Source organism: Enterobacter sp. E1 (genome assembly GCF_016809815.1).
In the GTDB taxonomy this organism is placed as follows: Bacteria; Pseudomonadota; Gammaproteobacteria; order Enterobacterales; family Enterobacteriaceae; genus Enterobacter; species Enterobacter adelaidei.
Window position 1 is genome coordinate 455,671 of the sequence record NZ_JAFBJM010000003.1, and the last position, 21,066, is coordinate 476,736.

Genomic DNA, 21,066 nt, shown 5'->3' on the forward strand with positions numbered 1-21,066 from the left:
AATTACGCAACAAATTTTAATGTACAGCCTGGGGTAACAGCCTGTGGAACCGGGCCATCGACGTGAACCGTGCCGGGGTATTCCGCCTGCGGCTGGCCGTCAAAACGCAGGGTGATATGGCCCAGCTCGCGCAGGTTTTGTTCGGCTACCTCACCGACGGCGGTCACGGCATAACGCGTTTCACCCAGCTCCAGCTGGCTGCCGGGCTTGAGTTCACCGTTCAGCACGCCATGGCAGTGGATAAAGCAAAACTCTTCGATATCCGCCGGGGCACCTTCGCGGAAGGTAATCAACATCTGGTCGCTCAGTGCCTCCGCCGCGCTCTGGCCGATGCGGGTAATGGTGGTTTGGTAAATCACGGTCATAACAAGAACCTCTTATTGATAAATAAAGCCAGAGACAAACCAGGCAATCAGCACCGTCGGCGCGCCCGTCAGGAAGCGGCTTACCAGCACGGACGGCACGCCCACGCGCACGGTGTCCTGGCGCGCTTCGGCTAGCGACAACCCAACGGGAATGAAGTCGCATGCCGCCTGGGCGTTAATGGCAAACAGGGCGGGCAGAGCAAGGTGCGGGGGAATATTACCCAGACCAATTTGCACACCAATCAGCACGCCGATGACCTGAGCAATCACCGCCCCAGGGCCGAGAAACGGCGACAGCAGCGGGAAGGAGCAGATCAGCGCCAGTGTGACCAGCCCAAGCGGATGGCTGGCGAGCGGGGCGAGTCCGTGGGCAATCCAGTCACCCAGACCGGAGGCCATGATGATGCCGATCAGCGCCGAGACGAATGCCATAAATGGCAGAATGGTTTTCAGCACGGTATCAATAGTGTCGCGCCCGGACTGGAACAGCACCGCCACGGCGGACCCCATGCCCATGCCGACTTTTGCCAACAGACCATCGCTCTGTTCGGTGATTTTTTTGCTGGTGTCGTAATCACGCGGTGTGGCTTTTTGTGGGGCAGGGGAGCCATTCACCAGAGTGATGTTGTCCTCTTTCACGCCCGACACATAAATGTCTTCCAGGATGTATTGCGCCAGCGGGCCTGACTTGCCGGTGGAGTGAATATTCACCGTCGGAATGCGACGCTTAGGATAGATGCCGCAGCGCAGCGTGCCGCCGCAGTCGATCACCGCCACGCCGATTTCCGCTTCCGGTGGCTCGCCCTCTTTAAAGCCGTCAACCGCTTCCCAGCCGGTCAGCTCGCGTAGTTTGTCAACGATCGCCGGGCGTGTGCCTGCGGTGATGTAGACGATCTTTTTGCCTTCTGTTGCGTCGAACTCCAGCGGGCCGCCCCAGCCGCCCGTGCCTTTCTCAATGCGGATCCGGTTCATGCTGTGGCTCCTGAAAGATGGACTTTCTGTTCAAGCTGGATGCCCATTTTTTTCTCGAAAATGGCGGTGGTGAGGTCCGTCACCCAGCCGCGGAAGAAGTTGGTGACGAGGCCAACCAGCAGATAGCTCACCGCCAGTGGTCCGAGTGGCAGACCAAGGGTGGTAAGGCCGCTGGCTATCCCGAGATAGACAAACAGCTCGCCGGGGTTGATGTGCGGGAACAGACCGTTCATCGAATGGCAGCTGTAGGAGGCCGCTGCGTAGTAACTTGGTTTGTACTTTTCTGGCATAAAACGCCCGAGGCTTAAGGTCATCGGGTTGCAGAAAACGAAGGTACCGATACAGGGTAATACCAGGTAGCGGGACAGTGGGTTACCCGCGCAACGCTGAGCGAAGCGTTCAATGCGCTGCTGGCCGATAAAGTTGATCAGCGCGTTCATGATCACCAGCAGGCTGATCAGCAGGGGCAGGATCCCGGTCACCATGCCGGTGAACACTTCTCCGCCTTTCTGAAACAGCCCGATGAACCACTCGGCGCCGTGGGTGATGGTTTCTATCATTCTTCTCTCCTGTGGGGCTTTTTTGTTTTTGTCTGGCCGGGCTAATAATAATCACCTTGAAAGGTTTTAAAGTGTTAGTTAGATCTCACAATGAAAGAAAAATGTATTATTTTGAAAGTTTATTGATGGGGTCAATGATTTTCGGTGGAAAAAAGCGAGGATTTGCGTGGGGGAGGTGCGTACTGCTTCCTTGAGGTGTTGCGGATGCTTTACCATACTGAGCTCTTATCGAACCCGTTAAATGGATGTCTCATGTTCAAGCGTCGTTATGCAGCGTTGTTACCTGCGCTTATTCTGCTGTCTGCCTGTAGTAGCAAACCTAAGACCGAAACCGTTCAGCAAACGGCAGGCGCGCCTTCCGGAGGATTCCTGCTGGAGCCGCAGCACAATATGATGCAGATGGGCGGCGACTTCGCGAATAACCCGGCGGCCGAGCAGTTCATTGATAAAATGGTGAGCAAACACGGCTTTGACAGGCAACAACTGCACGAAATTTTATCTCAGGCGAAGCGTCTTGATTACGTATTGCGCCTGATGGACAGACAGGCACCGACGGCCCAGGCGCCGAGCGGGCCAAATGGCGCATGGTTGCGCTATCGCAAACAGTTTATTACCCCGGACAACGTGCAGAATGGCGTCGTGTTCTGGAATCAGTATGAGGATGCGCTGAACCGTGCGTGGCAGGTCTACGGCGTGCCGCCGGAAATTATCGTCGGGATTATCGGCGTGGAAACCCGCTGGGGCCGCGTGATGGGCAAAACCCGCATCCTGGATGCGCTGGCGACACTGTCCTTTAGCTACCCGCGCCGTGCCGAATATTTCTCTTCCGAGCTGGAAACCTTCCTGCTGATGGCGCGTAATGAGCAAGATGATCCGCTCGATCTGAAAGGTTCGTTTGCCGGTGCGATGGGTTATGGCCAGTTTATGCCGTCCTCCTATAAACAATACGCCGTCGACTTTAACGGCGATGGTCACATCAACCTGTGGGATCCGGTGGATGCCATTGGCAGCGTGGCGAACTACTTCAAAGCGCACGGCTGGGTGCCGGGCGGCCAGGTGGCGGTGCAGGCTAACGGCCAGGCGCCGGGGCTGGAAAACGGCTTCAAAACCAACTACAGCATTTCGCAGCTGGCAGCAGCAGGCTTAACGCCAACGCAGCCGCTGGGCAATGCGCAACAGGCAAGCCTGCTGCGTCTGGATATCGGTACCGGTTACCAGTACTGGTACGGTCTGCCGAACTTCTACACCATCACCCGCTATAACCACAGCACCCACTATGCGATGGCCGTGTGGCAACTGGGGCTGGCGGTATCGCAGGCGCGTGTGCCTGCAGCGTCGCCGTTTAGTCAGTAACTCGTCTTATTCAGCCCTCTCCCTGGTGGAGAGGGCTGAAGATGGTCCCCTATTTTTCGCTGAAACATTTCGCCACACTCCCTTTTCAAACACACCATTTACAACGTCAATACCTTTCATTATTGTTATGTTATAACATTATTTCGGGTGTCGAGATGTCAATTTCCCTTTTTTCGCTCTCTGCGCCAGTTCGCCTTCTGCTGGCGCTGGCCATTATTGTGTTTCTCAGCCTGGCGGTGAGCTGGGCGGTAGCGCTGCCATGATCGTAATGAATGAACTGACCGCAGGTTATGAACGTCAGCCCGTCACGCGGCCGTTATCCGGCGTCATTGAACGCGGGAGTATGACCGCAATCGTGGGCGCTAACGGCTGCGGGAAATCGACGCTCCTGAAAACGCTCGCAGGGTTTATCGCTCCCGTGGGCGGGAGTATGCGCTGGCAGGAAAAGCGCCCGGTGATTGGCTGGCTGGCACAACGCCACGCGCTGGAAGCGCAATTTCCGTTGACCGTGCAGGATGTCGTCAGTATGGGGTGCTGGCCGGGCATTTCGCTTTTATCCGGCTTTCGTCGTGAAACACGCTTGCGGATTGCCGGTGCGATTGAGCGAGTCGGGCTGGAATCCATGGCGCTATCCACCATAGATGAGCTCTCCGGCGGCCAGTTTCAGCGCATGCTTTTTGCCCGTGTCCTGGTACAGCAGGCGCCGCTGGTAATGCTTGACGAGCCCTTTACCGGCGTCGATGAAGCCACCTGCAACGTGCTGATGGATTTGATGCTGGAGATGTATATGCAGGGACAAACCTTGTTAGCGGTACTCCACGACAGTGAACGCGTCTCGCGCCATTTCCCGCAGACATTACGGCTGGATGCTGACGTTCCCCAATGGAAAACCGAGCGGGTGAGGGTGGCATGATTTGGCAGCTCTTTTTCCAGCCGTTTATCGAGTACGGCTTTATGCGTCGTGCACTGGTGGTTTGCCTGGCGCTGTCGGTCAGCACCACGGCGCTCGGGGTTTTTCTTCAGCTACGCAGGATGAGCCTGATGGGGGATGCCCTTTCTCATGCCATTTTGCCGGGTGTCGCAGTGGGATATTTGCTCAGCGGCATGTCATTGCTGGCGATGAGTATCGGCGGTTTTATCGCCGGGATTGCCGTTGCGCTGGTGGCCGGGTTGGTTAGCCGACGCACGCCGCTAAAAGAAGATGCCAGCTTTGCCGGGTTCTATCTGGGATCGCTGGCATTAGGCGTCACGCTGGTGTCGCTGCGTGGGTCGAATGTCGATCTGCTGCATTTGCTGTTTGGTTCTATTCTCGCCGTGGACAACGATGCCGCACTGTTTGTGGCTGGGGTTTGTATCTTCACGTTAATCGTACTGGCTGTCTTTTATCGCGGGCTGGTGACAGAGGCGTTTGATACGGCGTGGCTGCAGGTGAATGCCCGTTGGTTACCCGGTCTGTTGCATGGCCTGTTTCTGGCGCTGCTGGTGCTTAACCTGGTGGCGGGCTTTCAGGTGCTTGGCACGCTGATGGCCGTCGGGTTGATGATGTTACCCGCCGTGGCCGCGCGATGCTGGGTACGCACCCTACCTGGATTACTTCTGATGGCAGGGATGAGCGGTATTTTCTGTGCATGGTTCGGGTTAAGCCTTTCCTGGGCTGTGAGCCTGCCTGCGGGGCCGTCTATTGTGCTCACCGCCAGCGCACTTTTCTTTATTTCTATTTTATTTGGCACGCGAAGCCAGCTCGCTGGCAGCCTGCGTGTGTTTTTTTAACGCAAGGGGAAACGATGAAACGTACAGGATTAGCAGTGGCGCTCGCGCTGGGGATGATGTCGCACGGCGTGATGGCGAAAACACTTAATGTGGTCACGAGTTTTTCAATATTGGGGGATATCACCCAGGAGGTGGGCGGTGACCATGTGAAGGTGACGACGCTGGTGGGGCCGGACGGCGATCCGCATACCTTCGAGCCGTCGCCGAAAGACAGCGCGGCGCTGAGCAAGGCCGATGTGGTGGTGGTGAACGGCCTGGGGCTGGAGGGCTGGCTTGATCGTCTGGTGAAAGCCTCCGGATTTAAAGGCCAACTGGTCGTCGCTTCAACCGGGGTGAAAACCCACACGCTTGAGGAAGATGGAAAGACCGTGACCGATCCTCACGCGTGGAACAGTGCGGCGAACGGGGCGCTGTATGCGCAAAATATTTTGAACGGGCTGGTAAAAGCCGATCCAGAAGACAAAGCAGCACTGGAGGCCTCAGGGAAGCCGTATATCGCGCAACTGACTCAACTGGATAACTGGGCCAAAACCCGCTTTAGCCAGATCCCACAGGCGAAGCGTAACGTACTGACCAGTCATGACGCTTTCGGTTATTTCAGCAGGGCCTATGGCGTCACGTTTATGGCGCCACAGGGGCTGTCGTCAGAGAGCGAAGCCAGTGCGGCGCAGGTTGCTGAGATTATTAATCAGATTAAAGCGGACGGCGTGAAAACCTGGTTTATGGAAAACCAGCTCGACCCGCGTCTGGTTAAACAGATTGCGTCAGCCACGGGCGCTCAGCCGGGTGGTGAACTTTATCCGGAAGCCCTGTCGGCAAAAGGCGGAGTGGCAGACACCTACGTGAAGGCGTTTCGTCACAATGTGAATACCCTCGCCGACAGCATGAAATAACATTCTCTAATGGCCGGTGCGCCCGCATCGGCTTTTTTCTGAAGCCCCCTCGTAAAACCTGAAGCGCATCCCCATATCTGACGAGAAAGTGCTATCTTGTGCTGCACGTTTTTCTGATGCCTGGAGCGAGAATGACTGACCATGAATTGATGCAGCTTAGCGAGATAGTTGGGCTGGCGCTTAAGCAACGTGGTGCGACAATCACCACTGCAGAGTCCTGTACTGGCGGCTGGGTGGCGAAAGTGATTACTGATATCGCCGGTAGTTCCGCCTGGTTTGAACGTGGCTTTGTGACCTACAGTAACGAGGCTAAAGCGCAAATGATTGGCGTGCGTGAATCCACGCTGGAACAGCATGGCGCGGTCAGCGAACCGGTGGTGATTGAGATGGCAATTGGTGCGCTCAAAGAGGCGCGTGCGGATTACGCCATTTCAATCAGCGGTATCGCAGGCCCGGATGGCGGCAGCGACGTGAAGCCTGTTGGCACAGTCTGGTTTGGTTTTGCCACGTCCAAAGGTGAAGGGATCACCCGCCGGGAGTGTTTTAGCGGCGATCGCGAAAGCGTGCGCCGTCAGGCAACGGAATATGCGTTAAAAACGCTCTGGCAACAATTTCTACAAAATACTTGATACTGTATGACCATACAGTATAATTGCACCAACAGAACAGAAATCCACGGTGAAGCAGCGTTGCTTCTCCCGGCATGACAGGAGTAATAATGGCTATCGACGAAAACAAACAGAAAGCGTTGGCGGCAGCACTGGGCCAGATCGAAAAGCAATTCGGTAAAGGCTCCATCATGCGCCTGGGTGAAGACCGTTCCATGGACGTGGAAACCATCTCCACCGGTTCGCTTTCTCTGGATATCGCACTGGGCGCTGGCGGTCTGCCGATGGGCCGTATCGTAGAAATCTACGGACCAGAGTCCTCAGGTAAAACGACGCTGACGCTGCAGGTTATCGCTGCGGCACAGCGTGAAGGTAAAACCTGTGCATTTATCGATGCTGAGCACGCGCTGGACCCTGTTTATGCTCGCAAACTGGGTGTTGATATCGACAACCTGCTCTGTTCTCAGCCGGACACCGGTGAACAGGCGCTGGAAATTTGTGACGCGCTGGCGCGTTCTGGTGCTGTTGACGTTATCGTGGTCGACTCCGTTGCCGCACTGACGCCAAAAGCCGAAATCGAAGGCGAAATCGGTGACTCTCACATGGGCCTCGCGGCACGTATGATGAGCCAGGCAATGCGTAAGCTGGCCGGTAACCTGAAACAGTCCAATACGCTGCTGATCTTCATTAACCAGATCCGTATGAAAATTGGTGTAATGTTCGGTAACCCGGAAACCACCACCGGTGGTAACGCGCTGAAATTCTACGCGTCTGTCCGTCTTGATATCCGCCGTATCGGTGCGGTAAAAGAGGGTGAGAACGTCGTCGGAAGCGAAACCCGCGTGAAGGTTGTGAAGAACAAAATTGCCGCGCCGTTTAAACAGGCTGAATTCCAGATCCTCTACGGTGAAGGGATTAACTTCTTCGGTGAGCTGGTTGACCTGGGCGTGAAAGAGAAGCTGATTGAAAAAGCGGGCGCCTGGTATAGCTATAACGGTGACAAAATTGGTCAGGGCAAAGCAAATGCGATCTCCTGGCTGAAAGAGAACCCGGCTGCGGCGAAAGAAATTGAGAAGAAAGTGCGTGAGCTTCTGCTGAACAACCAGGACTCCACACCCGACTTCGCAGTTGATAGCGTGGATGCTGAAGAAACCAACGAAGATTTTTAATGCTTCGTATAAAGACGAAGGGCTGCTGATGCGGCCCTTTTTGCATTTCTGAACCAGCAGGTTTTTTATGAGTGAACCTACCCCACGTCGACCCGCGTACGCGCGCTTACTGGACCGGGCAGTACGTATCCTTGCTGTTCGTGATCACAGTGAGCAAGAGTTGCGGCGAAAACTGTCGGCTCCCGTAATGAGCAAAAATGGCCCGGAAGAGATTGATGCCACGGCGGAAGATTATGAACGCGTGATTGCCTGGTGCTACGAGCATCACTATCTGGATGATGAGCGCTTCGCTTCCCGGTTTCTCGCCAGCCGTGGTCGGAAAGGATACGGCCCCGCGCGCATACGTCAGGAGCTGAACCAGAAAGGAGTAGCCCGCGAGTCCATTGAAAAAGCCATGCGAGAATGCGAGACCGACTGGTGCGAGCTGGCAAAAGAACAGGCGATTCGGAAATACGGTGAACCCCTGCCGCGTGATTTTTCAGAAAAAGTGAAAATCCAACGCTTTTTGCTCTACCGTGGCTTCCTGATGGAAGATATTCAGGATATCTGGCGTAATTTTGCCGATTGAACGCATGCGGGATTTTACTTCCCACTAAAGAAAACTTATCTTATTCCCACTTTTTCCAGTAGCTGGTCTGTCCAACTGTTTACAGGTACAGGCTTGCTACGACATTTCGTTAGCTTGATTTCAGGATAATTATGAGCAAGAGCACCGCTGAGATCCGTCAGGCGTTTCTCGATTTTTTCCATAGTAAGGGACACCAGGTTGTTGCCAGCAGCTCCCTGGTACCAAATAACGACCCGACTTTACTGTTTACCAACGCCGGGATGAACCAGTTCAAGGATGTGTTCCTTGGTCTCGACAAGCGTAATTATTCCCGTGCCACAACGTCACAGCGTTGCGTACGTGCGGGCGGTAAACACAACGACCTGGAAAACGTCGGTTACACCGCACGTCACCATACGTTCTTCGAAATGCTGGGCAACTTCAGCTTCGGCGACTATTTCAAACACGATGCCATTCAATATGCGTGGGAACTGCTGACCGGTGAAAACTGGTTCAACCTGCCGAAAGAGCGTCTGTGGGTTACCGTCTATGAAACCGATGACGAAGCCTACGAAATCTGGGAAAAAGAAGTCGGTATCCCGCGCGAACGTATTATTCGCATCGGTGATAACAAAGGTGCACCTTACGCGTCTGACAACTTCTGGCAGATGGGTGACACCGGTCCTTGCGGTCCGTGCACCGAGATCTTCTACGATCATGGCGACCACATCTGGGGTGGCCCTCCAGGCAGTCCGGAAGAAGATGGCGATCGCTACATTGAGATCTGGAACATCGTCTTTATGCAGTTCAACCGTCAGGCCGACGGTACCATGGAACCGCTGCCGAAGCCTTCCGTTGATACCGGTATGGGGCTGGAGCGTATTGCCGCGGTTCTGCAGCACGTTAACTCCAACTACGAGATTGACCTGTTCAGCACCCTGATCAAAGCCGTTGCGGAAGTGACCGGCGCGACCGACCTGAACAACAAATCCCTGCGCGTTATCGCGGACCACATTCGTTCCTGTGCGTTCCTGATTGCCGACGGCGTTATCCCGTCGAATGAAAACCGTGGCTACGTGCTGCGTCGTATCATTCGTCGTGCTATCCGTCACGGCAACATGCTGGGCGCGAAGGACACCTTCTTCTATAAGCTCGTTGGGCCACTGATTGGCGTGATGGGTGCTGCCGGTGATGAGCTGAAACGCCAGCAGGCGCAGGTAGAGCAGGTTCTGAAAACCGAAGAAGAGCAGTTTGCCCGTACGCTGGAGCGCGGTCTGGCGCTGCTGGACGAAGAGCTGGCAAAACTTAAGGGTGACACGCTGGACGGCGAAACCGCTTTCCGCCTGTACGACACCTACGGTTTCCCGGTTGACCTGACGGCGGACGTTTGTCGCGAGCGCAACATCAAAGTTGACGAAGCGGGCTTCGAAGCCGCGATGGAAGAGCAGCGTCGTCGTGCGCGTGAGTCCAGCGGTTTCGGTGCAGACTACAACGCGATGATCCGCGTTGACAGCGCGTCTGAATTCAAAGGTTATGAAGCGCTGGAACTGACCGGCAAAGTGACCGCCCTGTTTGTTGACGGTAAAGCCGTAGACAGCATCAGCGCAGGTCAGGATGCGGTTGTCATTCTGGACAAAACGCCGTTCTACGCGGAATCCGGTGGTCAGGTTGGCGATAAAGGCGAACTGAAAGGCAATGGTTTCAGCTTCAGCGTAAGCGACACCCAGAAATACGGCCAGGCGATTGGCCATCAGGGCAAACTGGTTTCCGGTTCTCTGAAAGTGGGTGAGGGCGTACAGGCTAACGTGGATGAAGCTCGCCGCGCGCGCATTCGTCTGAACCACTCTGCAACTCACCTGATGCATGCTGCCCTGCGCGACGTACTCGGTACCCACGTTGCACAGAAAGGTTCTCTGGTTAACGACAAAGTGCTGCGTTTCGACTTCTCGCATTTTGAAGCGATGAAACCGTCTGAAATCCGCGCGGTGGAAGATCTGGTGAACGCGCAGATCCGTCGTAACCTGCCAATCGAGACCCACATCATGGATCTTGAGGATGCGAAGAAAAAAGGTGCGATGGCGCTGTTTGGTGAGAAATATGACGAGCGTGTTCGCGTGCTGAGCATGGGCGACTTCTCGACTGAACTGTGCGGTGGTACTCACGCATCGCGCACTGGTGACATCGGCCTGTTCCGCATTGTTTCCGAGTCGGGTACGGCGGCAGGCGTGCGTCGTATCGAAGCGGTGACCGGTGAAGGTGCTATTGCCAGCCTGCATGCGCAGAGCGATCAGCTGCACGACATCGCACAGCTGCTTAAAGGCGATAGCCAGAACCTGGGCGAGAAAGTGCGCGTTGCGCTGGATCGCACGCGTCAGCTGGAAAAAGAGCTGCAGCAGCTGAAAGAGCAGGCTGCGGCGCAGGAGAGTGCAAACCTCTCCAGCAAAGCTGTAGACATTAAGGGCGTCAAACTGCTGGTCAGCGATCTGGCGGGCGTTGAGCCTAAGATGCTGCGTACTATGGTCGACGATCTCAAGAACCAGCTTGGTTCTACCGTTATCGTGCTGGCGACAGTGGCAGAAGGTAAGGTTTCTCTGATTGCGGGGGTCTCTAAGGATGTGACTGACCGCGTAAAAGCAGGGGAACTGATTGGTATGGTTGCCCAGCAGGTGGGCGGCAAGGGTGGTGGTCGTCCAGACATGGCGCAAGCCGGTGGTACGGATGCGGCGGCACTTCCGCAAGCTTTGGCCAGCGTTGAAAGCTGGGTAAGCGCGAAACTGTAATAATTACAAAGCACAAGCAGACGCCATAGCGGTAACGTTATGGCGTCTTGTTCACTGTGCTATCGATAACGATAAAGTCAGGTTGAGTTTGTGTATATCGGCTAAACTTACGTTTAACAGAATGTGATGCCGTGACTGCTTACACTTTACGTGTTTGTCATCGCTTACTTTTTGGCGTTATATGATGGATAATGCCGGGATACAAGAGACCCGACTCTTTTAATCTTTCAAGGAGCAAAGAATGCTGATTCTGACTCGTCGAGTTGGTGAGACCCTCATGATTGGGGATGAGGTCACCGTGACAGTTTTAGGGGTAAAGGGTAACCAGGTACGTATTGGTGTTAACGCTCCTAAAGAAGTATCTGTCCACCGTGAAGAGATCTACCAGCGTATCCAGGCTGAAAAATCCCAGCAGTCCAGTTACTGATATTGTCGCGTCTCGCTGTCGGGCGAGACGCAACCCTCCTGTCATTTTTCCTGCCCAAAGTTACCGTTTAATTTCAGTTGCTCTCTTTTTAACCACTCCGTTACTCTTAACTCGTCCTGACGCCACCATTTCTGCATAGGTTTTCTGTGAAGATGCCTGCAAAATCCGCTTATAAAACACCCTCTTTGCAGCTTTTACATGCGAATTGCGTGTGATTTGTGCAAACGATAAAAGCTTTTGGAAAATTGTTTGACTTATAAGTCCCAGAAAGTAATATATGCGCCACGCAGCGACGAGAAGCTCTTAACGAGTTACTCGAAGCACTCGAAAGAGGCGTTGTGTGGTGAGGTGGCCGAGAGGCTGAAGGCGCTCCCCTGCTAAGGGAGTATGCGGTCAAAAGCTGCATCCGGGGTTCGAATCCCCGCCTCACCGCCATTTTGCATCCGTAGCTCAGCTGGATAGAGTACTCGGCTACGAACCGAGCGGTCGGAGGTTCGAATCCTCCCGGATGCACCATCTATTACTTCATATTGCTTTCGAAGTGATATGAATATCGAGTAGTACAATAGTAAATCCCGATGCATCCGTAGCTCAGCTGGATAGAGTACTCGGCTACGAACCGAGCGGTCGGAGGTTCGAATCCTCCCGGATGCACCATTTACTATTTCTGAAAGCAGTACCCTGATGCATCCGTAGCTCAGCTGGATAGAGTACTCGGCTACGAACCGAGCGGTCGGAGGTTCGAATCCTCCCGGATGCACCATTTTACTGTTTCTGAAAGCATTTCCCGATGCATCCGTAGCTCAGCTGGATAGAGTACTCGGCTACGAACCGAGCGGTCGGAGGTTCGAATCCTCCCGGATGCACCATATTCTCCTTCTTTGTTTATTCCTTCGACGTTCCGTCAGCAATCACACTCTCAGTCAGCGACAAAAATCACCTTTTACGATAAAGTAATGCTTTGTTAATCGTTTAGCGAGAGCACGATGTACGCACAGTATGACGGTCTGATCTTCGATATGGACGGCACCCTCCTTGATACCGAACCTACGCATCGTCAAGCGTGGACTGACGTCCTGGGCCGCTACGGTATGCGTTTCGACCTTCAGGCGATGATTGCCCTTAACGGATCCCCAACCTGGCGTATTGCACAGGCCGTGATTGAAATGAATCAGGCCGATCTCGACCCGCACCTGCTCGCCCGTGAAAAAACCGATGCAGTAAAAGCCATGCTTTTAGATACCGTACGCCCGCTGCCGCTGATTGATGTCGTGAAAGCGTGGCACGGACGTCGCCCGATGTCGGTGGGGACGGGCAGCGAAAGCGCTATTGCAGAGGCTTTGCTCAATCATCTTGGCCTGCGCCACTATTTTTCTGCCGTGGTTGCCGCCGATCATGTTAAAAATCACAAGCCCGCACCAGATACCTTCCTGCTCTGCGCAGAATTAATGGGTGTACCGGCGGCAAAATGCGTCGTGTTTGAAGATGCTGATTTCGGTATTCAGGCCGCACGTGATGCTGGCATGGCCGCGGTGGATGTGCGCTTACTGTGAGTGACGCGCTGTCGCTTGCTTCATTATTCGCCAGCAGTTTTTTAAGCGCCACGCTCTTACCGGGCAATTCGGAAGTGGTGCTGGTGGCGATGCTGTTGTCCGGCGTGAGTCAGCCCTGGTTGCTTGTGTTAATAGCAACAATGGGTAATAGCCTTGGAGGGCTGACTAACGTTATTCTTGGGCGTTTCTTTCCGCTGCGCGAAAAATCGCGCTGGCAGGAAAAGGCAGTCGGCTGGCTAAAACGCTATGGCGCTGCCACGCTGTTATTAAGCTGGATGCCTGTAATAGGTGATTTACTGTGTCTGCTGGCGGGATGGATGCGCATCTCCTGGGGACCAGTGCTCTTTTTTTTGTGCCTTGGCAAGGCGTTGCGATATGTCCTCGTGGCATGGGCAACTCTGCAGGGTATGACGTGGTGGCACTAATTGGTGGAATGAATACGCGACCTTCAATCGTCAACCATTACAATTATGCTGAGTAACATTACTTTGACAGGCGGGAGGTCAATTTGATCCCGGACGTATCTCAGGCGCTGGCCTGGCTGGAAAACCACCCTCAGGCATTGAAGGGTATTCAGCGTGGTCTTGAGCGTGAAACGCTACGCGTAAACGCGGACGGCAGTTTAGCGACGACGGGTCACCCGAAGGCGTTAGGCTCGGCGCTGACACATAAATGGATCACAACCGATTTCGCTGAAGCGCTGCTGGAGTTCATCACTCCGGTAGAGGGTGATATTGATCATATGCTGACGATCTTGCGCGACATTCATCGCTATACCGCGCGCAATCTGGGCGATGAGCGTATGTGGCCCCTCAGCATGCCGTGTTATATCGAGCAAGGTCAGGAGATCGAGCTGGCTCAATATGGCACATCAAATATTGGCCGGCTCAAAACGCTCTATCGTGAGGGACTGAAAAACCGCTATGGCGCGTTAATGCAGACCATCTCTGGTGTGCATTACAACTTCTCTTTGCCCATGGCGTTCTGGCAGGCGAAATGTGATGAAACGGATAAGGACGCGATCTCTGCGGGCTACTTCCGCCTGATCCGCAACTATTATCGTTTCGGCTGGGTGATTCCGTACCTGTTTGGTGCGTCGCCTGCCATTTGCTCATCGTTCCTGCAGGGGAAACCGACTACGCTGCCGTTCGAGAAAACCGAGTGCGGGATGTACTATCTGCCGTACGCGACTTCCTTGCGCCTGAGCGATCTTGGTTATACCAATAAATCGCAAAGCAATCTCGGTATTACGTTTAACGAATTGCACGAATATGTGGCAGGATTGAAGCGGGCGATCAAAACCCCGTCGGAAGAGTACGAGAAAATCGGCCTTGAGAAAGACGGCAAGCGCCTGCAAATCAACAGCAATGTGCTGCAGATTGAGAATGAACTGTACGCGCCAATTCGTCCTAAGCGCGTGACGCGCAGCGGTGAAACACCGTCGGACGCGCTGCAGCGCGGCGGGATCGAATACATTGAAGTGCGCTCGCTGGATATCAACCCGTTCTCACCGATTGGTGTTGATGAGCAGCAGATTCGCTTCCTGGATCTGTTTATGGTCTGGTGCGTTCTGGCGGATGCGCCTGAAATGAGTTCAGACGAGCTGCTTTGTACCCGTACAAACTGGAACCGCGTAATTCTGGAAGGCCGTAAACCGGGTCTGACGCTGGGCATTGGCTGCGAAACAGCACAGTTCCCGCTGACGAAAGTCGGTAAAGATCTGTTCCGTGATCTTAAACGTGTTGCCCGGACAATGGACAGCATCGACGGTGGCGACGCATATCAACATATCTGCGACCAGCTGGTGGAATGTTTTGATAATCCGGAACTGACGTTCTCAGCACGCATTCTGCGTTCAATGATTGATCAAGGTATTGGTGGCACGGGGCGTTCACTCGGAGCAGAATACCGTGAGATGCTGATGCAGGAGCCGTTAGAAGTGCTGAGCGAAGCGGATTTTGTAGCAGAACGCGATGCATCTATTGTGCGTCAGAAAGAGGTTGAAGCGGCGGATACCGAGTCGTTTGAGGCGTTTCTGGCGAAGCAGGCTTAAGCAGAAAAGAAAAAGGCCACATCGCTGTGGCCAAAATATACATCTCTGAATTCAGGGATGATGATAACAAATGCGCGTCTTTCATATACTCAGACGCGCATTCTGTAGAAGAGTTCAGTTTATTTTAAAAAAAATCACTATCGGAGGTGACGTATGCCGTTATTAGATAGCTTTACTGTCGACCATACCCGTATGGAAGCACCTGCAGTTCGCGTGGCGAAGACCATGCACACCCCGCACGGCGACACGATCACCGTCTTCGATCTGCGTTTCTGCGTGCCAAATAAAGAAGTGATGCCAGAGAAAGGTATTCACACTCTGGAGCATCTGTTCGCTGGTTTTATGCGTGACCACCTGAACGGCAACGGCGTTGAGATCATTGATATCTCTCCGATGGGCTGCCGTACTGGTTTTTACATGAGCCTGATTGGTCAGCCGGAAGAGAAACGCGTCGCAGATGCCTGGAAAGCAGCCATGGAAGACGTGCTGAAGGTGAAAGAGCAGAACCAAATCCCTGAGCTGAACGTTTACCAGTGTGGTACTTACCAGATGCACTCCCTGGAAGAAGCACAGGAAATTGCGCGTCACATCATTGAGCGTGATGTTCGCGTGAACAGCAATGAAGAGCTGGCTCTGCCGAAAGAAAAACTGCAGGAACTGCACATCTAGTGCACCTTTTCCCTCTCCCATACGGGAGAGGGGAGAGCGAGGGTTGTTTAACCCCATGACCACAACCTCAACGTTCACCTTTACCCATCGTCCACTCGTTCCTTTTGCCCATGATTATGTTCATGGCGACAGCGAACCCTGGCATGAGCATGACTGCGCGCAACTGCTGCATACTTTGAGCGGGGTGGTGCGGGTTGATACCGCATCCGGCTGTTGGGTGGTTCCTCCTGGCCGCGGCGTCTGGCTGCCAGCGGGGACGCGTCATTCGCTTCGTATCACCGGGAACGTTGCGGCGCGCACGCTGTTTATCGATCCGCTGGCGCGTGCCGATCTCCCCGCAGCGTGCCAGATCGTGCAGATCTCCCCACTGTTGCGCGAACTGATCCTCGCTTCTCTCTCACTGCCTGAATCTTACTCGCCGGGGAGTCGAGATGAGCGCGTGTATGAACTCATTCTGGATGAAATTCGCATCATGCCTGTGCTGCCATTTCATCTGCCTGAGCCGGAGAGCGCCCCGTTACGCCACCTGTGCCAGCAGATCCGTCAGTCACCAGGAGATCGCTGGAACAGCCTTCAGGCCGCGAGTTCGCTTGGAATGAGCGAGCGCACGATGAACCGGCATTTTCAGCAGCAGACAGGATTACGTTACGTTGAGTGGCTGAGAAGGGCTCGCTTGCTGGAGGCGTTAGTGCGGCTGGCACAGGGCCAGCCGGTGCTACGCGTGGCACTGGAACTGGGTTACGGCAGTCACAGTGCCTTTACGGCGATGTTTCGTCGGGTGATGGGTGTCTCTCCCAGCGATTACTTTAAAAACGACTGACGGCGTTAAAGAGCGCCTGAAGAGAGGCGCGCGCGACGTCACTGTCGATACCCACGCCCCAGCGGCTGCAACCGTCCTGGAACAAACAGCGAATATAGGCCACTGAGCGGCTGTCACTGCGTTCACCCAGGGTATGTTCGTGGTAATCCTTAATCACAAACGGCGTGTTGACCCAGCGACTCAGGCCGCTGGCAGCGGCGGACAGCAAACCAATACCCTGACCTTCCAGCTGGCGTGTTCCCCCCTGCGTGGCGATGCTTGCCGTTAAGCGCAACTGCCCGTCCTGCTGGCTGTCGCTGCGGTACGATTGCAGGGCAAATGGTGGCGTTGCCACCAGGCCGTAACGGGTACGGAACAGTTGCCACAGTGCATTTTGCGTCATCTCTTTTCCGTGGCGATCCGTTTCCTGCTGTACGTGCTGGCTGAAATCCTGCTGCAGCGCACGGGGTAATTTCAGACCATGGTTCTGTTCAATAAGCCACGCGCTGCCGCTTTTCCCGGACTGGCTGTTCACGCGGATCACCGCTTCGTAGGTGCAGCCAATATCCTGCGGGTCCACAGGCAGGTAAGGCATCTCCCAGCGTTCGCCAGGCTTGCGGGCATCAAAGCCTTTTTTGATCGCGTCCTGATGTGAGCCGGAGAAGGCGGTATAGGCCAGCCGTCCTGCCCATGGATGGCGCGGATGCACGGGAAGCTGGTTGCAGGTTTCGACCACTTCCACCACCCGATTCATCTCGCTAAAGTCGAGATTCGGGTTAACGCCCTGACTGTAGAGATTCATCGCCAGCGTCACCAGACAGACGTTTCCCGTACGTTCCCCGTTGCCAAACAGACACCCTTCTACCCGGTCGGCGCCGGCCATCACGGCCAGCTCGGCGCTGGCGACGCCCGTACCGCGGTCGTTATGCGGATGGACGCTGATGCAGACATCGTTACGGCGGCTGAAGTGGCGACAGAAATACTCAATCTGATCGGCATAGACGTTCGGCGTGCTGACTTCGACAGTCGCGGGTAAGTTGACCACCATTGGTCGCTCATTGCAGGGCTGCCAGATCTCTGCCACGGCTTCACAAATCTCCAGCGCAAACTCCGGCTCGGTAAAGCAGAAGGTTTCCGGGGAGTATTCGTACTGCCAGCGGGTTTCCGGGTTCTCTTCACAGAGCTTGCGGATAAGCCGCGTGGAGCGTGTTGCCAGCTCCACGATTTGCGCTTTCTCCATGCCAAACACCAGGCGGCGGAACAGCGGGGCGGTGGCGTTATACAGATGGACGGTGGCCCGTTTCGCGCCGCGTAACGATTCAAAGGTGCGGACGATCAGGTCTTCCCGCGCCTGGGTTAACACCTGAATGGTGACGTCATCCGGGATGCGGTTCTCTTCAATTAACTGGCGAACAAAGTTGAAATCCGTCTGTGAGGCGGAAGGAAAGGCGACTTCAATCTCTTTAAATCCGCAGTTCAGCAGCAATTCCCAGAACTGCAGCTTGCGCGTGCTGTCCATGGGCTCGGCCAGGGCCTGGTTGCCGTCACGTAAATCGGTGGAGAGCCAGCGCGGCGCGCGGGTGATGCGTTGCTCCGGCCAGCGGCGGTCGGGCAGTGAAAGGGGGGGGTAAGGCTGGTATTTGTCGGCGGGTGTGTTCAGCATGATGCGCTCCTGTTGTCTTTTCACTATCGTGAATGGATTTCAGGAGCGCTGCTTTATCGAAACTGACAATAACTGTCGCGTTTTGGACAACGCGCTTTAGTGCGCGCCACCGCCTCCACCACCGGCACCAAACGGTGGACGGGCAAACCACACCAGACCCAGCAGAACGAGGAAGATCCCAGCCGACACCCAGAAAATCTCGTTTGCGGAGATAATCAGCCCCTGGTTGGTGATCTGCTGGGCGATCCAGCCGGAAGCCTGCTGTTCCGTCATTCCCATTCCCTGAAGCTGGGCATACATCTGCTGAGAATTAGGGTTGAACGGATTTACCGCTTCAGTGAGCTGAGCGTGGTGCATCGACTCACGGTTGGTCCACAGCGTCGTGGTGATCGACGTCCCGATGGAGCCTGCCAGCGTACGCGTAAAGTTCGACAGGCTCGATGCCGCCGCCATGCGCTCAGGCGGTAAGCCAGAAAGCGTGATGGTGGTCAGTGGCATAAAGAAGCACGCCACCGCAAAGCCCTGAATAAACTGCGGCCACGCAGAGGCGCCAAAGTCCATTCCCGGTTCGAACGTATACGCGCGCCAGTAGAAGCACACGGCGTACATGATAAAGCTGAATGTCACCAGCCTGCGCATGTCGAGCTTGTGGGCGAAACGGCCGATGATCGGCGACAACAGGACCGGAATCAATCCCACTGGCGCAGAGGCAAGACCCGCCCAGGTTGCGGTATAGCCATATACCTCCTGCAATAATTGCGGCAGCAGAACAATAGCGCCGAAGTAGAGCATGTAGGCGAGGCTAATACACAGGCAGCCTATGGTGAAGTTTCGCGACTTAAACAGCGACAAGTCGACTATCGGGTTATCGTCGGTTAACTCCCAGACAATCAGGAAGCTCAGCGACACCACCGCGACAATCGTCAGGATGATGATCTCCCGGGAGTTGAACCAGTCCAGCTCTTTGCCCTGGTCGAGCATGACCTGCAGGCTACCGATGCCGACAACCAGCAATGCCAGACCAATGGCGTCGATACGGCGCTGTTCCGTCCGGGTTTCTCTGCCGCGTAGCGACTGCAACGTCATCATGACCACCACGGCGCCAATCGGTACGTTGATAAAGAAGATCCAGCCCCAGTGATAGTTATCGCTGATATAGCCGCCTAAGATAGGCCCACAAATCGGCGCGACGATCACCGTCATCGACCACAGCGCCAGCGCGATAGAGCGTTTGGCGGGTGGGTAGTTGTTCAGCAGTAAACTCTGTGACAGGGGAATCAACGGCCCGGCCACAATCCCCTGAATGACGCGGAAGAAAATCAGCATCGTCAGGCTGGTGGACATGCCGCACGCCCAGGAGGCGAGAACAAAGGCAATTGTCGACCACAGGAACAACTTCACTTCACCGACGCGCTTCGCCAGCCAGCCGGTAATGGGGATTGAGATGGCGTTTGCCACCCCAAACGAGGTAATTACCCAGGTCCCCTGGCTCAGTGACGAGCCAAGGTTACCGGCGATGGTCGGGATCGCCACGTTTGCGATGGTGGAGTCCAGCACCTGCATGAATGTCGCCAGCGACAGCGCGATGGTCATAATGACCAGCTGCGCGCCTTCCAACGGTTTTTGCGGCTTTTGCTGTTGCATAACGCTCACCTTCGGATTAACCAGCGTTTGCCTTCACGATGTCATCGATCAGCTTGTTGACCGGATCGAGGCTAATTTCACGGGCGTTACTTTCATAAGCCGGGCTGCTACGCACCTGGCTTGCCAGGATTTGACCTTCGCGGTTGGCGGTATCCACAGTAACCAGCGTTGAGAGGCCGATTCGTAGCGGGTGATCTGCGAGCTGTTTTGGATCCAGCTCAATACGTACAGGCAAGCGCTGAACCACTTTGATCCAGTTACCGGTGGCATTCTGTGCTGGCAGCAGGGAGAAGGCACTGCCGGTCCCCATATCCAGACCCACCACTTTCCCGGTGTACTTGACGTCATCGCCGTAAATATCGCTGATAACTGTCGCCGCCTGGCCGATACGCATATGGGCAAGCTGCGTCTCTTTAAAGTTAGCATCGACCCACAGATTGTCTGCCGGAACAACGGCCATCAGCGGTGTGGTCGGGCTAATCTGCGCTCCAGGCTGTACGGAACGGCGGGAGACATAGCCGGTCATCGGGCTGACGATTTTAGTACGCTGCAGGGCAAGCCATGCGTTACGGACTTCTGTCGCCGCCTGTTGCACGGCAGGCTGGTTTTCCAGGCTGGTACCCAGCACCATCGCCTGGTTGGCGTTGTACTGTTGAATAGCCACATCCAGCTGGGCCTGAGCACTGGCAACGGCATCGCGCGCATGTTGCAGCTCTTCACGGCCAATCAAGTTGGCGGTACCGAGCGGAACACGGCGGTTCAGGTCGCTCTGCGCCTGGGCGAGTGCGGTTTTCTGCACGTCAATGTTGGCCTGCAGCTGTTTGCTGTTGATCATCAGCTGGCGAGTCTGACGGACGCTGGAGGCCAGCGCGGTCTGTGCTTTCTCAAAGGCCTGCTGGGCGTCGGTCGGATCGAGGGTCACCAACACATCGCCTTTTTGCACAAAGTCGGTGTTATCAGCCCAGACTTTCGTCACGCTGCCCGACACCTGAGCCATAATCTGTACCTGGTTCCCTGCCACGTAGGCGTCGTCTGTCTCTTCAGCATGACGCAATACTAAAAACCAATAGATCCCATATGCCACGGCAATAATGATAAAGAGCAAGGTCAACAGAAGAAGGGCACTCTTACGTTTGCCTTTCTTGTTGGCCGGTTGCTGCGGGGTAGTGCTCTCCGCATTTGCGCTCATTGTTGTTCTCCACGATCTTCTTATTTTCACATCGGCTGAGCCGACCTGTTGT

General features: G+C 55.0%; 20 protein-coding genes and 5 tRNA genes. 19 read left to right on the forward strand and 6 right to left on the reverse strand.

Going from position 1 to position 21,066, the window contains the following annotated elements; genetic code table 11:
- Window positions 1-2: 2 nt before the first annotated feature.
- The 3 genes from srlB to srlA are packed head-to-tail and all read right to left on the reverse strand — an operon-like array spanning window position 3 to window position 1,897.
- Complete coding sequence (gene srlB / locus JGF26_RS11245; protein ID WP_049006091.1) at window positions 3-365, reverse strand: PTS glucitol/sorbitol transporter subunit IIA; 363 nt, start codon at window positions 363-365, stop codon at window positions 3-5.
- Between the two features lie 12 nt (window positions 366-377).
- On the reverse strand, window positions 378-1,337 hold the full coding sequence (locus JGF26_RS11250; protein WP_028016817.1) for a PTS glucitol/sorbitol transporter subunit IIB: 960 nt from the start codon (window positions 1,335-1,337) through the stop codon (window positions 378-380).
- Window positions 1,334-1,897: a PTS glucitol/sorbitol transporter subunit IIC gene (gene srlA / locus JGF26_RS11255; protein ID WP_028016816.1), complete on the reverse strand. Its 564-nt coding sequence runs from the start codon at window positions 1,895-1,897 to the stop codon at window positions 1,334-1,336. Before srlA ends, JGF26_RS11250 begins: the two co-directional genes overlap by 4 nt.
- Before the next feature lie 252 nt (window positions 1,898-2,149).
- On the opposite strand from srlA, the gene mltB reads away from it, so the two are divergent.
- From mltB to JGF26_RS11350, 19 genes are all read left to right on the forward strand, one after another.
- Window positions 2,150-3,250 carry a lytic murein transglycosylase B gene (gene mltB / locus JGF26_RS11260; RefSeq protein ID WP_203250366.1) on the forward strand — a complete coding sequence of 367 codons (1,101 nt, stop codon included), beginning with the start codon at window positions 2,150-2,152 and terminating at the stop codon, window positions 3,248-3,250.
- 259 nt (window positions 3,251-3,509) lie between these two features.
- Window positions 3,510-4,163 (forward strand): ATP-binding cassette domain-containing protein, encoded by a 654-nt coding sequence (locus tag JGF26_RS11265; protein WP_028016814.1) that lies wholly within the window; start codon window positions 3,510-3,512, stop codon window positions 4,161-4,163.
- Entirely contained in the window at window positions 4,160-5,020 is an 861-nt protein-coding gene (locus tag JGF26_RS11270; RefSeq protein ID WP_134707851.1) for a metal ABC transporter permease, read from the forward strand. The genes JGF26_RS11265 and JGF26_RS11270 overlap by 4 nt, the downstream gene beginning before the upstream one ends.
- 14 nt (window positions 5,021-5,034) lie before the next feature.
- Window positions 5,035-5,913 (forward strand): metal ABC transporter substrate-binding protein, encoded by an 879-nt coding sequence (locus tag JGF26_RS11275; RefSeq protein ID WP_028016812.1) that lies wholly within the window; start codon window positions 5,035-5,037, stop codon window positions 5,911-5,913.
- Window positions 5,914-6,044: 131 nt separating this feature from the next.
- Window positions 6,045-6,542, forward strand: a complete 498-nt coding sequence (gene pncC / locus JGF26_RS11280; protein ID WP_049006085.1) for a nicotinamide-nucleotide amidase — start codon at window positions 6,045-6,047, stop codon at window positions 6,540-6,542.
- An 89-nt stretch (window positions 6,543-6,631) separates the two neighbouring features.
- A complete protein-coding gene (gene recA / locus JGF26_RS11285; RefSeq protein WP_028016810.1) occupies window positions 6,632-7,690 on the forward strand; it encodes a recombinase RecA in 1,059 nt (352 codons plus the stop codon).
- Window positions 7,691-7,757: 67 nt separating this feature from the next.
- Complete coding sequence (gene recX, locus JGF26_RS11290; protein WP_134707850.1) at window positions 7,758-8,258, forward strand: recombination regulator RecX; 501 nt, start codon at window positions 7,758-7,760, stop codon at window positions 8,256-8,258.
- A 131-nt stretch (window positions 8,259-8,389) separates the two neighbouring features.
- Window positions 8,390-11,017, forward strand: a complete 2,628-nt coding sequence (gene alaS / locus JGF26_RS11295; protein ID WP_108091013.1) for an alanine--tRNA ligase — start codon at window positions 8,390-8,392, stop codon at window positions 11,015-11,017.
- Between the two features lie 241 nt (window positions 11,018-11,258).
- A complete protein-coding gene (gene csrA, locus JGF26_RS11300) occupies window positions 11,259-11,444 on the forward strand; it encodes a carbon storage regulator CsrA (RefSeq protein WP_000906486.1) in 186 nt (61 codons plus the stop codon).
- A gap of 342 nt (window positions 11,445-11,786) precedes the next feature.
- Window positions 11,787-11,879 (forward strand) — tRNA-Ser (locus JGF26_RS11305).
- A gap of 4 nt (window positions 11,880-11,883) precedes the next feature.
- Window positions 11,884-11,960 (forward strand) — tRNA-Arg (locus JGF26_RS11310).
- Between the two features lie 64 nt (window positions 11,961-12,024).
- Window positions 12,025-12,101, forward strand: a tRNA-Arg gene (locus JGF26_RS11315).
- 29 nt (window positions 12,102-12,130) lie between these two features.
- A tRNA-Arg gene (locus tag JGF26_RS11320) sits at window positions 12,131-12,207 on the forward strand.
- Between the two features lie 29 nt (window positions 12,208-12,236).
- A tRNA-Arg gene (locus JGF26_RS11325) sits at window positions 12,237-12,313 on the forward strand.
- A gap of 117 nt (window positions 12,314-12,430) precedes the next feature.
- On the forward strand, window positions 12,431-12,997 hold the full coding sequence (gene yqaB / locus JGF26_RS11330) for a fructose-1-phosphate/6-phosphogluconate phosphatase (RefSeq protein WP_049006038.1): 567 nt from the start codon (window positions 12,431-12,433) through the stop codon (window positions 12,995-12,997).
- A complete protein-coding gene (locus JGF26_RS11335; RefSeq protein ID WP_008499541.1) occupies window positions 12,994-13,422 on the forward strand; it encodes a YqaA family protein in 429 nt (142 codons plus the stop codon). Before yqaB ends, JGF26_RS11335 begins: the two co-directional genes overlap by 4 nt.
- Window positions 13,423-13,505: 83 nt before the next feature.
- Window positions 13,506-15,050: a glutamate--cysteine ligase gene (gene gshA, locus JGF26_RS11340; protein WP_049006036.1), complete on the forward strand. Its 1,545-nt coding sequence runs from the start codon at window positions 13,506-13,508 to the stop codon at window positions 15,048-15,050.
- A gap of 153 nt (window positions 15,051-15,203) precedes the next feature.
- On the forward strand, window positions 15,204-15,719 hold the full coding sequence (gene luxS, locus JGF26_RS11345) for an S-ribosylhomocysteine lyase (RefSeq protein WP_008499539.1): 516 nt from the start codon (window positions 15,204-15,206) through the stop codon (window positions 15,717-15,719).
- Between the two features lie 55 nt (window positions 15,720-15,774).
- Complete coding sequence (locus JGF26_RS11350; protein ID WP_108091010.1) at window positions 15,775-16,539, forward strand: helix-turn-helix transcriptional regulator; 765 nt, start codon at window positions 15,775-15,777, stop codon at window positions 16,537-16,539.
- Here the strand turns inward: JGF26_RS11350 and leuA are convergent.
- The 3 genes from leuA to emrA all read right to left on the reverse strand — a co-directional run bounded on the left by leuA (window position 16,526) and on the right by emrA (window position 21,014).
- Window positions 16,526-18,181 (reverse strand): 2-isopropylmalate synthase, encoded by a 1,656-nt coding sequence (leuA, locus tag JGF26_RS11355; protein WP_134707849.1) that lies wholly within the window; start codon window positions 18,179-18,181, stop codon window positions 16,526-16,528. The two genes, JGF26_RS11350 and leuA, sit on opposite strands and share 14 nt — an antisense overlap.
- 96 nt (window positions 18,182-18,277) lie before the next feature.
- Complete coding sequence (gene emrB, locus JGF26_RS11360) at window positions 18,278-19,825, reverse strand: multidrug efflux MFS transporter permease subunit EmrB (RefSeq protein ID WP_049006031.1); 1,548 nt, start codon at window positions 19,823-19,825, stop codon at window positions 18,278-18,280.
- Window positions 19,826-19,841: 16 nt separating this feature from the next.
- Window positions 19,842-21,014, reverse strand: a complete 1,173-nt coding sequence (gene emrA / locus JGF26_RS11365; RefSeq protein ID WP_028016802.1) for a multidrug efflux MFS transporter periplasmic adaptor subunit EmrA — start codon at window positions 21,012-21,014, stop codon at window positions 19,842-19,844.
- Between the last annotated feature and the right edge of the window lie 52 nt (window positions 21,015-21,066).